This is a genomic window from Pseudomonas sp. IT-P100, assembly GCF_949767185.1.
Lineage (GTDB): Bacteria > Pseudomonadota > Gammaproteobacteria > Pseudomonadales > Pseudomonadaceae > Aquipseudomonas > Aquipseudomonas fluorescens_B.
On record NZ_CATKQK010000006.1, the window covers coordinates 75,220 to 91,049 of the forward strand.

The 15,830-nt window shown below is 60.4% G+C and carries 12 protein-coding genes; 1 reads left to right on the forward strand and 11 read right to left on the reverse strand.

What is annotated here, in order from left to right:
* The first annotated feature begins 71 nt into the window (after positions 1-71).
* Positions 72-5,354 carry a dermonecrotic toxin domain-containing protein gene (locus tag ACM6IQ_RS05190; RefSeq protein ID WP_414878191.1) on the forward strand — a complete coding sequence of 1,761 codons (5,283 nt, stop codon included), beginning with the start codon at positions 72-74 and terminating at the stop codon, positions 5,352-5,354.
* 54 nt (positions 5,355-5,408) lie between these two features.
* Here ACM6IQ_RS05190 and ureC read toward each other — a convergent pair whose 3' ends face one another.
* The 11 genes from ureC to urtA all read right to left on the reverse strand — a co-directional run bounded on the left by ureC (position 5,409) and on the right by urtA (position 15,711).
* Complete coding sequence (ureC, locus tag ACM6IQ_RS05195) at positions 5,409-7,109, reverse strand: urease subunit alpha (RefSeq protein ID WP_414878192.1); 1,701 nt, start codon at positions 7,107-7,109, stop codon at positions 5,409-5,411.
* A 180-nt stretch (positions 7,110-7,289) separates the two neighbouring features.
* Positions 7,290-7,598, reverse strand: a complete 309-nt coding sequence (locus ACM6IQ_RS05200) for an urease subunit beta (RefSeq protein ID WP_017336308.1) — start codon at positions 7,596-7,598, stop codon at positions 7,290-7,292.
* Positions 7,598-8,131: a GNAT family N-acetyltransferase gene (locus ACM6IQ_RS05205; protein WP_017336309.1), complete on the reverse strand. Its 534-nt coding sequence runs from the start codon at positions 8,129-8,131 to the stop codon at positions 7,598-7,600. Before ACM6IQ_RS05205 ends, ACM6IQ_RS05200 begins: the two co-directional genes overlap by 1 nt.
* A 6-nt stretch (positions 8,132-8,137) precedes the next feature.
* The gene (locus ACM6IQ_RS05210; RefSeq protein ID WP_414878193.1) at positions 8,138-8,671 is read right to left on the reverse strand and encodes a GNAT family N-acetyltransferase; all 534 of its coding nucleotides are present in this window, start codon (positions 8,669-8,671) and stop codon (positions 8,138-8,140) included.
* A 9-nt stretch (positions 8,672-8,680) separates the two neighbouring features.
* Complete coding sequence (gene ureA / locus ACM6IQ_RS05215) at positions 8,681-8,983, reverse strand: urease subunit gamma (protein ID WP_007907366.1); 303 nt, start codon at positions 8,981-8,983, stop codon at positions 8,681-8,683.
* 93 nt (positions 8,984-9,076) lie between these two features.
* Positions 9,077-9,916, reverse strand: coding sequence for an urease accessory protein UreD (locus ACM6IQ_RS05220; protein WP_414878194.1), 840 nt, complete (start codon positions 9,914-9,916; stop codon positions 9,077-9,079).
* Between the two features lie 30 nt (positions 9,917-9,946).
* Positions 9,947-10,645 carry an urea ABC transporter ATP-binding subunit UrtE gene (gene urtE, locus ACM6IQ_RS05225; protein WP_008031204.1) on the reverse strand — a complete coding sequence of 233 codons (699 nt, stop codon included), beginning with the start codon at positions 10,643-10,645 and terminating at the stop codon, positions 9,947-9,949.
* Positions 10,646-10,785: 140 nt separating this feature from the next.
* Entirely contained in the window at positions 10,786-11,655 is an 870-nt protein-coding gene (urtD, locus tag ACM6IQ_RS05230) for an urea ABC transporter ATP-binding protein UrtD (protein ID WP_414878195.1), read from the reverse strand.
* The gene (gene urtC, locus ACM6IQ_RS05235; protein ID WP_017336313.1) at positions 11,652-12,731 is read right to left on the reverse strand and encodes an urea ABC transporter permease subunit UrtC; all 1,080 of its coding nucleotides are present in this window, start codon (positions 12,729-12,731) and stop codon (positions 11,652-11,654) included. The genes urtD and urtC overlap by 4 nt, the downstream gene beginning before the upstream one ends.
* Complete coding sequence (gene urtB / locus ACM6IQ_RS05240) at positions 12,731-14,233, reverse strand: urea ABC transporter permease subunit UrtB (protein WP_414878196.1); 1,503 nt, start codon at positions 14,231-14,233, stop codon at positions 12,731-12,733. Before urtB ends, urtC begins: the two co-directional genes overlap by 1 nt.
* A 212-nt stretch (positions 14,234-14,445) precedes the next feature.
* On the reverse strand, positions 14,446-15,711 hold the full coding sequence (gene urtA, locus ACM6IQ_RS05245; protein ID WP_017336315.1) for an urea ABC transporter substrate-binding protein: 1,266 nt from the start codon (positions 15,709-15,711) through the stop codon (positions 14,446-14,448).
* Positions 15,712-15,830 lie beyond the last annotated feature (119 nt).

Below are 15,830 nucleotides of genomic sequence, written 5' to 3' on the forward strand. Positions count from 1 at the left end.
TTTTTTAATCTTTTGTTTTTAACCGCATTCAATAGTCTGGTGGTTCTTTTCATCGCATAAGGATTTGCGAAATGACCCAACTATCGGACGTTCCGGCGTTGCAAGTTAATTCCGGACAGAGACAAGGCCAGGATAATGTCCATCATGATTATCTTCTGAGCAAACTGCCTTCGCCGCTAAAAGACGCACCGGTTTCGCGTCTGCTATCGATGGCCGATTCGGCAGCGGGTTGTCCGGAGTGGTATTTGAATGCACGCGCCATCGATCGTCAGTACCTCAAGCAACTGACAGATGAGCGCTGGCGCACTCAGGCCCCGCTGGACGAAGCGCTGGAGCATTTGCAGCAGGACATCCTCGCCTTTGCCGAACCCTTGCTCGTCAAAGCATTAAAGGAACAACTGAATCTCGATCTGGACGTCAATGCGACGCTCATTCGCCTGTATATCCCGGCAAAGCTGGGTTTTGGCATCGATACCAATGCCAGTCGACTCAGGCAATCGACTTTGCTGGAAGCGGCGCTTCACAATTTCGAGGAGCCTGAAACGCAGGCCGACGCATTTCGCGATGGCTCTGGCATCTTCACCCTGGACGACGAAAACCAGTTACAGCGGCATGCGCTGACCGTCGAACGGTTTGCTGCCCTGTGCCGGACGCTTGATATCGGTACGCACTATCAGCAGCACATAAAGGGCCTGCTGAGTCCGCAAGAAGACACGGCCAAAGCGTTGGTTGAACGGCGATGCCTGGCCAGCGAAAAAGCCGCTTTCGACGAAGCCGCGCTGATCGCTTACTTGAAAAGCGACATCAGTTCCTATGGCTACGGGAAACTCAAGCAAGTTCGTGGCAATGAAAAGGGCATCCTATGGAACAATCGCCCTTGGCAATGTCATCGACTTTCGCTAATGGGGTTCAGGTTATCCGGCATCCTGTTATTCAGCGCGGTGGCAGACCCCATTGAAGTGAAAAGAATCTACGACAGTCTGGTTCCCGCGCACCAGCGCACACTGCTGGAATGGTCCAGGCGTTTGACGCTGCTGCCAGGCCAGGAATTTGCCCAGTTCAAACTGCTCGAGGCGTTTTTCGCCAATGGCCCCGGCGGTCTCGTCGACGCCATGCTGCAAAGGGAAGATGATTTTCAACAAAGCCGTCTCGACGGGACGTTGATCGCCTATGTTCCGGATGATCCTGAGCACCCGCTCAAAGAGTATGCGTCCTTCACTGACTTCATGAAGGAACTGACGAGCCAGTTGCGCTCGCCGGACTATCAACAGTTTTTCAGCCGATTCGTCGCACAAAAAGACCATGGCAAATTCTTTGCCCGGGTTCGCGAGCGTTTCACCACGTTCACCTGGACGCAGCGTGAACCGCTGGACATGGGGCCGTGGTGGCGAGAGACCGCGGTTGAAAACGCCAACGCAGAGCCCATCACCCTCATCATCTCAGGCGATCTCTGGACGCAAATCGGTCGCTGGCGCAGGGACAAAGCCATTGCCGATGCGCGGCACATCGCTGTGCCGACCGGGGACGAAGACGCGACCACCCGCTGGAATCGGTTGACCAGCTATCTGACCATCGGCTGGAACGTGTTCAACTTTGGCGCCATGCTGGTGCCGGGGCTCGGCGAAGCGATGCTGGCGGTCATGGTCGGGCAGATGCTGTTCGAAACCATGGAGGGCATTGAAGAGTGGAGCAAGGGCGACAGGGAGGAAGCGGCGGCCCATCTCACCGGCGTCATGATCAATTTCGCCCAACTGGCGATCATGGCGGCGGGAAACGTCTTGCCCGCCGGTGCGGCGGCGTCGGTCAAACCGTCGGCCTTTATCGATCAGTTGAAAAAGGTTGAGTTGCCTGACGGCCAGACGCGCCTGTGGAAGCCGGACCTGTCGCCCTACGCCCATGACCTGACGCTGCCCGAAGGGGGGACGCCAAGTGAGCAGGGGCTGTACCGCCACAGCGAAAAAGACTTTCTGAAGCATGAAGGCAAGCACTTCGAAGTCAGAAACGATCCGCGCACCGGTCAGCCATACCTGCAACATCCGGATCGGGCGCAGGCGTATCAGCCAACACTCGAACATGACGGTGCGGGAGTATGGAGGACCGAGCTCGACCGACCTCTCGAGTGGGACAAAACCACACTCATGCGGCGCATGGGGCCGTCGGTCGAGGGGTTCTCCGACACGACGCTGGAGCAGATTCGGGTCGTCAGTGGTCTCGAAGAAAACCAGTTGCGCAGGTTGCACGTGGTCAACGAACCCGCGCCAGCATTGCTGACCGACACGATCGAGCGGTTCAAGACCTGGGCCGAGGTGCAGAAACTGCCCGAACAGATACTGCGCGATGAGGTGCCTGAAGCGTTCATCGAACAGGTGCCCCGTTTGCTGGTTGACCTGCCGAGATGGCCCGAGCAAAAAAACATCGAGCTTTTTGACGGCGCAGGTATTGCCGGGCGTTCGACAAAGTACGGCAATGTCGACGCGTCGCCGGCCAACACGCTGAAGATAAGCCGTGCCGAGGTCAGCGCAGGAAAACTTCCAGAGCTTGCCGTGAAGTTCATGAGCGAGGCCGACGTCCACGCAATGCTCGGACAGGGCATTTCGACAGACGAGCACATCCGGATCGATGCGTTGAAAAACAAGCTGGCCGAACGGGCGGGCAATCAGCGTGATTCGCTGTTCAACGCGCGGGATCGTCGTCTGCAACAGACCGACAATCGGCAAGTGCTGGCGCTTCAGGACGCGTTCAGCGGCCTGCCCACGGTGATCGCCCGGGAGTTGCTGGCCGACCTCGAACCGCAAGAACGGCTCAAAATCATCGACTCTTCGCGCATCCCCTTACAGCTGCAAGAGCGTACGCGGGGGACTTTGCAGGCGTTACGAGCGGCACGCGCCTACGAAGGGCTGTTTCTCGATGCCGCGTACAGTGTCGATACCGAACGGCTGGCGTTGCACTCGTTGCAAGCGTTGCCCGACTGGCCCGACAACGTGCAGATCGAAATCCGCGAGGATTCATTTGATGGACCGTTGCACGACAGTGTCGGCCCGGCCAATGCCTCCGTTCGCCGTGTGTTGGTCAGCGAGGACGGTCAGTACCAGGCCCGCGATGACGATGATCTGCACCTGCATGGGCCCGATGATCTCTACGCGTCCGTACTGCACGCCCTGCCTGATGCCGAACGAAACGCGCTGGGGTATCACATCAATCAAGGCGCAACGCTCAAGCAGGCCGTTCAAAAAACGCCCTTGCCACGGGACAGGTTCAACGCGCTTCTGGCGCAGAACCCTGTCCGTAAACCCGCTTACGACCCGGCCTCGATGCGGCTGCGTGGCGGTATGCGCGGAGTTTCCCAAGGGCTGCGGCGGGTCACCGGGAACATTACGCCACAGGAACGTGTGCGGGTTGTCCGCCCAGGCTGGACGGAGGCCGAGGCGCAGGCTTATCTGCAGGCGGGTGGCAGCGAGGTCAGTTTTGAGCAGAGGGCGAGTGCCCTGGAAGCGGAATTCGATCGGTTGAACACCAATTTCCAACGCTGGCTGAAATCGCCGACTGAGTCATACCGCTTCACGTCCGCCGGCATCGCTGAATGGCGATCCAGAAACGCGCTGTACAAAGCGATCAGAGAGTGTTGGCAGCACTCCGGATTGCGCCATGTGGATTCGTTTGGCGAGTTGCAAGGCGTTGTGCTCGACCTCGAGAACATGCCGCTGGGCCGTCATCTGCGCACCATGCCCATGCTGGAGGGCACCTTCGATCACGTCACCCGCCTCAATCTGACCCTGACCGAATTGACCGACGCGCATATTTCCCTGCTCTATCATTTCCCCCGATTGCGTTCGCTCAACGTCAACGGTAATTCGCTCACCCGGATTCCTCGTGCCGTCGGTCGCATGCGCGCACTGACGGAATTGAACATGCGAGGAAACCGCATTGTCCTGGATGCGCAAGGCGTCGCGGACCTGCGCAACCTGACACGGCTTCAGGTCCTGGACCTGTACGGCAACCCTCTGGGCCGGGAACCGGATATTGGCAGCATGCGCATGTTGCATACGCTGATCCTGGCCGACACTGGCATTCGGACCTGGCCGGACGGTTTGTTCGCGCAGCCACGCTTCCGGCATTTTTACCTGGACATGCAGTACAACGAAATCACCTACGTGCCCATGGTCGCGCGTGGCTCCGTTGAGGCGGAATTGCTGGCGCGCACGGTGTTGAGCCGGGACACGGATTATCTGCCGGCCTTCAATCTGCAGACGCTCAGGGAGTACATCGCGTCCGTCGGCATGGACCCCGATCGACCGTATCCGCCTCGTGGCGTGCGTGACAGCCTCGATTGGGAGGCCGGCATGACCCGACGGGAATGGGTGGCCAAACAGGCAGTGTGGAACAGCGTCGAGGATGAGATCGGCTCGCTCGGGTTTTTCAACGAGATTCGCAAACTCACGGAATCGGGGCACTTCAAGCACGATCCCGGGTTTCGGATCGACATGACTGCCAAGGTCTGGCGAATGCTCGAAGCGATGTCGAAAAATACCGAGCTGCGGCAAAAACTCTTCACTATGACCACCGTGCCCACGGCGTGTGTCGATGCCGGCGCGCAGCTGTTCAACGCCATGGGAATGGAAGTGCTGATTCATGAGGCGTATGAACTGGCCAATCCTGCGCTGGTGGAGGCTGAACTGGTGTCGCTGGCGCGGGGCAAGTCACGTCTGGATGAACTGAGCAGGATTGCCCGCAAAACGGTGTCCGAACGCGAGGCGGTTGGGGAGCAATTCAGGCGCATCAATGCAGCGGGCGAGGTCACTGGCACGATTGATGAGGTTGAAGTTCACCTGGCATTCATGACGGATCTTGCCGAGCGGCTGGACCTGCCCTGGCAGACGCGAAAAATGCAGTTCAGAAAAATCGCCGCGGTTACGCCAGCGATGATCGAGGATGCTTTGCGACGTGTACTGGACCTTGAGGAAGGAGAGCTTCTGGCTGATTTACTCGTCGATCAACCGTTCTGGGCATCCTATGTCGAGGGCGTCAATCGGGGGGGGGTCAAAGGTTTCAGTCGCCGGATCGAAGCCACGATCGAGTTCTACTCAGCATTGGAAAAACGTGCAACCGAGACAACACTGTCTCTGGAGCAAAAGGCTCAGTTGAAGGAAGAACTCAGGGTACTCGGTGCTGAATTGAACAAGCCGGAAAGCGCGTTTGCACCGGGACACGTCATGACCGAAGCGGAATATGCCGCCGAGCTGGAAGTCATCGACGAAGACAGGAAAGCCTTTATCAAAACCTTCACACGCCAGGCGATCGAACGGGCAAGACTGCAACGGGTGGAAATTCCTTTCACCGTACAGCCGAACAGCTGATCGTTATTGCTTTACGCCGGGGCCCGGCAAGGCCCCGGTGATGCAGTCAACCGATCAAAACAGGAAGTAACGCTGAGCCATCGGCAGCACATCCGCTGGCTCGCACCACAGCAGGACACCGTCGGCCTTGACCTGATACGTCTGCGGATCGACATCGATACTCGGCAGGTAGTCATTGTGGATCAGGTCGGTTTTCTGCACCTCACGGCAGCCTTTGACCACAGCGATTTTCTTCTTCAAGCCCAATGCCTCGGGAAGACCGGCCTCGTGCGCCGCCTGGCTGATAAACGTCAGGCTGGTGGCATGCAGCGAGCCGCCGTAACTGGCGAACATCGGACGGTAATGCACCGGTTGCGGTGTCGGAATCGAGGCGTTGGCATCGCCCATCAGACTGGCGGCAATGGCGCCACCCTTGAGGATCAGCGTCGGTTTGACCCCGAAGAACGCCGGGCGCCACAGGACCAGATCTGCCCATTTACCCACTTCTACCGAGCCCACTTCATGACTGATACCGTGGGTGATTGCCGGGTTGATGGTGTATTTGGCGATGTAGCGTTTTGCGCGGAAGTTGTCGTTGCCTTCACCATCATCGGGCAACGGGCCGCGCTGTTTTTTCATCTTGTCGGCGGTCTGCCAGGTGCGCGTAATGACTTCACCGACACGGCCCATGGCCTGGCTGTCGGAGCTGATCATCGAGAACGCGCCGAGGTCGTGGAGGATGTCCTCGGCGGCAATCGTCTCGCGACGGATACGGCTTTCGGCGAAGGCCACGTCTTCGGCAATGCTTGGGTCCAGGTGGTGGCAGACCATCAGCATGTCGAGGTGTTCGTCGATGGTGTTGCGGGTGAACGGCCGGGTCGGGTTGGTCGAACTCGGCAGCACGTTGGCAAAGCCGCAGGCCTTGATGATGTCCGGTGCATGCCCGCCGCCCGCGCCTTCGGTGTGATAGGTGTGGATGGTGCGGCCCTTGAAGGCGGCGAGGGTGGTTTCGACGAAACCCGACTCGTTGAGCGTGTCGGTGTGGATCGCCACCTGCACGTCGTACTGATCGGCGACGCTGAGACAGTTGTCGATACTCGCGGGTGTGGTGCCCCAGTCTTCGTGCAATTTGAGACCGATGGCGCCGGCCTTGACCTGTTCGATCAACGGCTCCGGCAGGCTGGCGTTGCCCTTGCCGGTGAGGCCGATGTTCATCGGGAAGGCATCCGCCGCTTGAAGCATCCGCGCCAGGTGCCATGGGCCGGACGTACAAGTGGTCGCGTTGGTGCCGGTGGCCGGCCCGGTGCCGCCGCCGATCATGGTAGTGACGCCGCTCATCAAGGCTTCTTCGATCTGCTGCGGGCAGATGAAGTGGATGTGGGTGTCGATGCCGCCGGCGGTGAGGATCATGCCTTCACCGGCGATCACTTCGGTGCTGGCGCCGATGGCGATGGTGACGTTGGGCTGCACGTCCGGGTTGCCGGCCTTGCCGATGCCGGCGATGCGCCCGTCCTTGAGACCGACGTCGGCCTTGACGATGCCCCAGTGGTCGATGATCAGCGCGTTGGTGATCACGGTATCGACGACTTCGGCGGCCAGTAGCTGGCTTTGGCCCTGGCCGTCGCGGATGACTTTGCCGCCGCCGAATTTCACTTCTTCGCCGTAGGTGGTGAAGTCCTTTTCCACTTCGATCCACAGCTCGGTGTCGGCCAGGCGGACCTTGTCACCGACGGTGGGGCCGAACATGTCGGCGTAGGCTTGTCTCGAAATTTTCATATGTTTGCCTTGGAAAGTGCGGCAGTCCGCTGCCCATTGTGGCGAGGGAGCTTGCTCCCGCTCGGCTGCGCAGCAGTCGTAAAAATCTGCCGTCTGGGTGTATTCAGATAAATCGCATTAGCTGTATTGCGAGCGCTTCGCGCTCGAGCGGGAGCAAGCTCCCTCGCCACAAAGACGGTGTTAATCGAGGTCACCCATGATCCTGCCGGCAAACCCGAACACCCGGCGATGCCCGGCCAGGTCGACCAGCTCGACTTCGCGGCTCTGCCCCGGCTCGAAGCGCACGGCGGTGCCGGCGGGGATGTTCAGGCGCATGCCGCGGCTGGCGGCGCGGTCGAAGGTCAGGGCGTCGTTGGTTTCGAAAAAGTGGTAGTGCGAGCCGACCTGGATCGGCCGGTCACCGCTGTTGGCCACTTTCAGGCTGACGGTGCGGCGGCCGGCGTTGAGTTCGATGTCGCCGGGCTGGATCTGGAATTCACCGGGAATCATCAATGGGCTCCCTGGAGAATTTTGTAGTAAAGGGCGGTCGGCTTGTAGCGGCCGCTCGGGTCGCAGGCGTAGTCGGGGATTTCGCCGGCCCGGCTGTAACCCAGAGCCTTGTAGAAGTCCTCGGCAGGGGAGCCGGCTTCGGTGTCGAGGTAGAGCATGCCGCGCTTGTGCTGGAGCGCGGCCTGTTCCAAAGCGCTCATCAACTGTTGGCCCAGGCCACGGCGGCGCGCGTGTTCACGCACCAGCAGTTTCTGCACTTCGGCGCGGTTCAGACCATTGGCTTTCTGACACAGGGTCAGTTGCACACTGGCCTGCACCTGTTCGTCCTTGACTACCACCCACAGCAGCACGTTGCCCTTGTTGAGGTTGTCCTGAACTTCATCGAAATAGGCGCGTGCCTGAGTGGCATCCAGATCGGCCATGAAGCCGACACTGGCGCCATAACCCACGGCGTCGAGCAGCAGATCAATCAAACCCTGGCGATAGTGCGCGAAGCTTTCAACATTGACGCGGCGCAGTTGGGCGGCGTTCATCGGGCGTTACTCCTTGCTGGCGGGCGACGGTTCGGCGCCAGGGTTGAGGGTCAGTTGCATGAAGGTCAGGTCCAGCCAGCGACCGAACTTGGTGCCCACCTGAGGCATTTGCCCGGTGGTCACGAAACCGACGCGTTCATGCAGGCGGATGGAGGCGGCATTGCCGCTTTCGATGGCAGCGACCATCACATGCTTGTCGCAGCCTTTGGCGCGTTCGATCAGCACGTCCATCAATTGCGGACCGAGACCATTGCCGCGCTGGTCGCTGCGCACATAGACCGAATGCTCGACGGTGTGGCGGAAACCATCGAACGGTCGCCAGTCACCAAATGAAGCGTAGCCGAGTACGCTGTTATCGCCGTCGACGATCACCAGGATCGGATAGCCCTGGGCTTGCCGGGCGCTGAACCAGGCCTGGCGGTTGCCCAGGTCGACAGCCTGGTCGTTCCAGATCGCCGTGGTGTTGAGTACGGCGTCGTTGTAGATGTCGCGGATCGCCGGCAGGTCAGCGTGCAGCGCATCGCGGATGTGGTAAGTCATGGCACGGCCTCAGGCGATGGGTTGGTGGACGGTGACCAGTTTGGTGCCGTCGGGGAAGGTGGCCTCGACCTGGATCTCCGGGATCATCTCCGGGATGCCTTCCATCACTTGTTCGCGGCTGAGCAGGGTGGTGCCGAAGTGCATCAGCTCGGCCACGGTCTGGCCGTCACGGGCGCCTTCGAGCAGCGCTGCGGAAATATAGGCCATGGCTTCCGGGTAGTTGAGTTTCACGCCGCGCGCCAAACGCCGCTCGGCCACGAGGCCGGCGGTGAAGATCAGCAGCTTGTCTTTTTCGCGTGGGGTCAGGTCCATCGTTTGGAATCCATCCGGGCAGATAAAAAAGAGTTGGATCTGCTGGCGCAGATCCCTGTGGGAGCGGGCAAGCCCGCTCCCCGGGATTGCATTTCAGGTGCTCCATATTCGGGGTGGGACGGCTTCTCGGTCGAGGAGTGCCGGCCTGAGCATCCGCCACAAATCAATCAGCCAGCCCCGCGCCAGCAATGCCTCACGGGCCAGGCATCGTGCAACCAACAGCCCCGGCAACTGCGTCAAATCCCCGCGTACTTCATGGTTCAGCGAACGGCATTTCTCCAGCAGCTCGCTATCAATCTCCCCCGTTACCAACAACGTCGCAAACACCGGTTGCCCATCCATTCCGATCGGCGAATCGAGCAAACCATCATCGCCGACAATGCGCTGGCGTTCATGCCAGAGCAACTGGCCGTCGCGACGGATGTCCAGCTGCGCCTGGAAATGCCCGCGGTCAAAACGCTCGCCACTGGCCGGGCGGCCCAGCGCCACGACGTCCCAGTAGAACAACCGCCCGTCGCCTTCCAGATCGATGGACGTGCTGAGTTCAGCCTGGGCGGCGCTGAAGATAATCGTCTCTTGCGGCAGCCACTCCAGTGTCGCGCCGCTGGCTACTTTCAGATCAAGTGTCTGATAAGCCGGCCCGGCCGCGCGATACCACTTGGCAGCGCCGGGGCTGGTAATTTGCGCCCACGCCCCGTGGCCGACACTGGCGCTGATGTCGAGCCGGTCGCCGCCGGCAATCCCTCCGGGCGGATGCACGATGATGTGCTGGCACACTTCGGGCCCTTCGGCATACAGATGTTTCTGCACCCGCAACGGACCTTTGTGCCGGCGCTGAACCGGGCGCGTGCTGTCGCCGAATCGGGCATAGCCCAGTTCCAGCTCGGCGTGCCAGCTAGGCGTGAACAGCGTGGTGTGGGCAGGTAAATTCATGGTTTTCAGTTATCGTCAGGATGCTGCAGATTAAATCGTAACCAGACCGCGTACACCCTCGGCTTCCATATTTTCTCCGCGACCCTGCTGCACGATCTCGCCGCGTGACATCACCAGGTATTGATCGGCCAGTTCGGCGGCGAAGTCGTAGAACTGCTCCACCAGCAGAATCGCCATGTCGCCCCGTGCCGCGAGCTTCTTGATCACTGCGCCGATCTCCTTGATCACCGAAGGCTGGATGCCTTCGGTCGGCTCGTCGAGAATCAGCAACCGCGGTCGGCTGGCCAATGCCCTCCCGATGGCAAGCTGCTGTTGCTGACCACCGGACAAGTCACCGCCGCGCCGTTGCTTCATTTGCAGCAGCACCGGGAACAGCTCGTAGATGAACGCCGGGACTTCCTTCGCTTCACTGCCAGGAAACCGCGACAGGCCCATCAGCAGGTTTTCTTCCACGGTCAACCGGCCAAAAATCTCCCGGCCCTGAGGCACGTAAGCGATTCCGGCGTGAACCCGTTGGTGCGGCTTGAACGTGGTGATCGGCTTGCCTTCCCAGTTCACCGCGCCTTCTTTGGCCGGCAGCAATCCCATGAGGCATTTGAGCAGGGTGGTCTTGCCCACGCCATTGCGCCCGAGCAGGCAGGTGACTTCACCGACCTTCACGTCAAACGTCAGGCCCCGCAGGATGTGGCTACCGCCGTAGTACTGGTGCAGCTTGTCGACTTGCAGCATGTCCAGATTCCTTGAATTTCAAACAGAACCCCTGTGGGAGCTGGCCTGCCAGCGATGGGGGCGGCACATTCAGCACTGATGTTGTCTGACCCACTGCTATCGCTGGCAGGCCAGCTCCCACAGTGACCGTGTTGGCAGGTTCAGCGACCGAGGTACACCTCGATCACCCGCTCGTTTTCCTGCACCTGTTCCAGCGACCCTTCGGCCAGCACGCTGCCCTGGTGCAATACGGTGACGTGGTCGGCAATCGAGCCGACAAACCCCATGTCGTGTTCCACCACCATCAGCGAATGCTTGCCCGCCAGGCTTTTGAACAGCTCGGCGGTGAACTCGGTTTCGGCGTCGGTCATGCCCGCCACCGGTTCGTCGAGCAGCAGCAATTGCGGGTCTTGAACCAGCAACATGCCGATCTCCAGAAACTGCTTCTGACCATGGGACAACAAGCCTGCCGGACGATTGACCGAGGTGGTCAGGCGAATGGTCTCCAGCACTTCGCTGATGCGATCCTTCTGTTCTCCACTCAAGCGAGCCCGCAGGCTGGCCCACACGGACTTATCGGTTTTCTGCGCCAGCTCCAGGTTTTCGAATACGCTCAGGGCTTCGAACACTGTCGGCTTCTGGAACTTGCGGCCGATGCCGGCCTGAGCAATCTGTACTTCGCTCATCTGCGTCAGGTCGAGGGTTTCACCGAACCAGGCTTTGCCATGACTGGGGCGAGTCTTGCCGGTGATCACGTCCATCAGCGTGGTCTTTCCCGCGCCGTTGGGGCCGATGATGCAGCGCAATTCGCCGACGCCGATGTACAGGTTCAAATCGTTCAGAGCCTTGAAACCATCGAAGCTGACGCTGATGTCTTCCAGGGTCAGGATGGTGCCGTGGCGGGTATCCAGGCCGGGGCCGACGCGTTGGCCGAGGCCGATGGCGTCGCGGCTGCTGCCGGCGTCCTTGTTCGGGTTCGGTGGATAAAACGCCGGTTCGAGCATGAATTCAGCCGTCGCAGTCACTCTCATTGGTCACCCCTTTTCTTCAGCAGGCCGATCACGCCTTTGGGCAGGTACAAGGTCACGACGATGAACAACGCGCCGAGGAAGAACAGCCAGTATTCCGGGAATGCCACGGTGAACCAGCTCTTCATGCCGTTGACCACGCCAGCGCCAAGCAGCGGCCCGATCAGTGTGCCGCGACCGCCCAGCGCCACCCACACCGCGGCTTCGATGGAGTTGGTCGGCGACATTTCGCTCGGGTTGATGATGCCGACCTGCGGCACATACAGCGCACCGGCCAGACCGCATAACACCGCGCTCAATACCCAGACAAACAGCTTGAATCCGCGAGGGTCGTAACCGCAGAACATTAGGCGGTTTTCTGCATCGCGCAACGCGGTCAGCACCCGGCCGAACTTGCTTTGCGCGAGGCGCCAACCGATGAACAGGCTCGCCACCAGCAACAGCACCGTTGCGAAAAACAGCACGGCGCGCGTCCCCGGTTCGGTGATGCCAAAACCGAGAATGGTGCGGAAATTGGTGAAGCCGTTGTTGCCGCCAAATCCGGTTTCGTTGCGGAAAAACAGCAGCATCCCGGCGAAGGTCAGGGCCTGGGTCATGATCGAGAAATACACGCCTTTGATCCGCGAACGGAAGGCGAAGAACCCGAACACCAGCGCCAGCAACCCCGGCGCCAGTACCACCAGGCACATCGACCAGAGGAAACTGCTGGTGCCGGTCCAGTACCACGGCAGTTCGGTCCACGACAGAAACGTCATGAATGCGGGCAAACCATCGCCCGAAGCCTGGCGCATCAGGTACATGCCCATCGCATAACCGCCGAGGGCGAAGAACAGACCATGGCCGAGGGACAGCAGGCCGGCGTAGCCCCAGACCAGATCCAGCGCCAGGGCGACAATGGCGTAGCAAAGAATCTTGCCCACCAGGGTCAGCGTATAAGCCGAGACATGAAACGCGCTGTCCGGCGACAACAGCGACAGCAGCGGCAGCGCGAGCAACAGAACGAGGATCACCGCGCCGACGGCAATCGTGACTTTGGGGCCGGCCTTTTGGCTGGCCGTGAGCATCAGGGGCTGGTTCATCAGTCGATCACCCGTCCTTTCAGTGCGAAGAGGCCTTGCGGACGTTTCTGGATAAACAGAATGATCAGCGCGAGGATCAGGATCTTGCCGAGCACGGCGCCGATCTGCGGTTCGAGAATCTTGTTGGCGATGCCCAGGCCAAACGCGGCGAGCACGCTACCGGCCAACTGACCGACACCGCCGAGCACCACCACCAGGAACGAGTCGATGATGTAGCTCTGGCCGAGGTCCGGGCCGACGTTGCCGATCTGGCTCAGCGCGACGCCGCCAAGGCCGGCAATGCCCGAGCCTAGGCCAAAGGCGAGCATGTCGACGCGCCCGGTGGGCACGCCGCAGCAGGCCGCCATGTTGCGATTCTGCGTGACGGCGCGCACGTTCAAACCCAGGCGTGTCTTGTTCAGCAGCAGCCAGGTCAGCACCACCACAAACAAGGCGAAGGCGATGATCACGATGCGGTTGTACGGCAGCACCAGATTGGGCAGCACCTGAATCCCGCCGGACAACCAGGCAGGGTTGGCCACTTCCACGTTCTGCGCGCCGAACAGCAATCGGACCAGTTGAATCAGCATCAGGCTGATGCCCCACGTCGCAAGCAGGGTTTCCAGCGGGCGACCGTAGAGGTGACGAATTACCGTGCGTTCCAGTGCCATGCCAATCGCGGCGGTGACGAAAAACGCCACCGGCAACGCGATCAATGGATAAAACTCGATGGCTTGCGGAGCGAAACGCTGGAACATCAGTTGCACCACGTACGTCGAGTAGGCGCCGAGCATCAGCATCTCGCCGTGGGCCATGTTGATCACGCCGAGCAGGCCGAAGGTGATCGCCAGGCCAAGCGCCGCGAGCAACAGGATCGAGCCGAGGGACATACCGCTGAAGGCTTGCCCGAGCATTTCGCCGATCAGCAGTTTGCGTTTGACTTGGGCCAAGCTGGTTTCGGCAGCCGTGCGCACGCTGGCGTCGGCTTCGACACCCGGTGCCAGCAGACTCTCGAGACGAGTGCGGGCCAATGGATCGCCGGTTTCGCCGAGCAGACGCACAGCGGCGAGGCGCACGGCCGGGTCGGTGTCGACCAGTTGCAGATTGGCCAGGGCCAGGCTGAGGGCGGCGTGGACGTTTTCATCTTTTTCGCCAGCCAGTTGCTGGTCGAGAAATTTCAGCTGCGCGGGTTTGGCGCTTTTCTGCAATTGCTGGGCGGCGCCCAGACGGATTTTGGCGTCGGCGGCGAGCAATTGGTGGCTGGCCAGCGCGGTGTCGATCAGACCCCGCAGGCGATTGTTCAGGCGCAGGGTTTTCGGTTGACCGTCGACCATCAACTCGCCTTGCTGCAGGGCCTTGATCAGTTCGACACGGGCCGGATCGGGCTGCGCGGCCCAGGTTTCCAGGAGTTTGGCTTGCTGCACGGGATTGGCGGCGACGAAATCTTCGGCGTCGCTGGCGTGTACAGCCATCGGCAGTAACAACGCGATGGCGAGGATGAAGCGGTAAAGGGCGGTGGGCATATGCATGGCCTTGCGCGGACTAAATGTGGAGACAGACTTACTGTGGCGAGGGAGCTTGCTCCCGCTGGACTGCGCAGCAGTCCCCTTCTTTCCAGGTCAGTAAGGGGGCAGCTTCGCGGCCCAGCGGGAGCCAGCTCCCTCGCCACAAAAGCCCGCTCTCACAGGAGTTTTGTCGGGCCCGGGGCTGTGTGCCAAGCCCGACATCCAATGGCTTAGTTGCTCTTCACCGCATAATCCGGCTTCTTGTCGTTGCCGGGAATGAACGGGCTCCACGGCTGGGCGCGGATCGGCCCTTCGGTCTGCCACACCACGTTGAACTGACCGTCCGCCTGGATCTCGCCGATCATCACCGGCTTGTGCAGGTGGTGGTTGGTCTTGTCCATGGTCAGGGTGTAACCCGACGGCGCGGCAAAGGTCTGGCCGGCGAGGGCTTCGCGGACTTTGTCGACGTCGGTGGACTTGGCTTTCTCCGCCGCTTGCGCCCACATGTGAATGCCAACGTAGGTGGCTTCCATCGGGTCGTTGGTCACCGCTTTGTCGGCGCCCGGCAGGTTGTGTTTCTTCGCGTAGGCTTTCCAGTCGGCGACGAATTTCTTGTTCGTCGGGTTCTCTACCGACTCGAAGTAATTCCACGCCGCGAGGTTGCCCACCAGCGGTTTGGTGTCGATGCCACGCAGTTCTTCTTCACCGACCGAGAACGCCACGACCGGAACGTCGGTGGCTTTCAGGCCCTGGTTGGCCAGCTCTTTATAGAACGGCACGTTGGAGTCGCCGTTGACGGTGGAGATGACAGCGGTTTTGCCGCCTGCCGAGAATTTTTTGATATTGGCCACGATGGTTTGATAGTCGCTGTGGCCAAACGGGGTGTAGACCTCTTCGATGTCCTTGTCGGCCACGCCTTTGGAGTGCAGGAACGAACGCAGGATCTTGTTGGTGGTGCGCGGGTAGACGTAGTCGGTGCCGAGCAGGAAGTAACGCTTGGCGCTGCCGCCTTCTTCGCTCATCAGGTATTCCACTGCCGGGATCGCCTGCTGGTTCGGCGCGGCGCCGGTGTAGAACACGTTCGGCGACATTTCTTCGCCTTCGTATTGCACCGGGTAGAACAGCAGGCCGTTGAGCTCTTCGAACACCGGCAACACCGATTTACGCGACACCGACGTCCAGCAACCGAACACCACAGCGACCTTGTCCTGGGTCAGCAGTTGACGACCCTTTTCCGCGAACAGTGGCCAGTTCGACGCCGGGTCGACGACCACCGGTTCCAGCATCTTGCCGTTCACGCCGCCCTTGGCGTTGATCTCGTCGATGGTCATCAACGCCATGTCTTTCAGGGACGTTTCGGAGATCGCCATGGTGCCGGACAACGAATGCAGAATACCGACCTTGATGGTCTCGGCGGCCTGGACGGTCCAGGTCATGCCCATCGCGGCAATGCTTGCCGTGAGTGTGAAAGCCTTGATCAAGCTGCGACGCTTCATTGTGCGATCTCCATGAATTTATGAATTTTCTTGGTTGGCAGATGCGGACTACTGAAGGGTCTTTAGCAAGGGCTGTGCCTGTTCGGCAAAGGCCGGGAAAACTCGGGATAGAGCCTTTG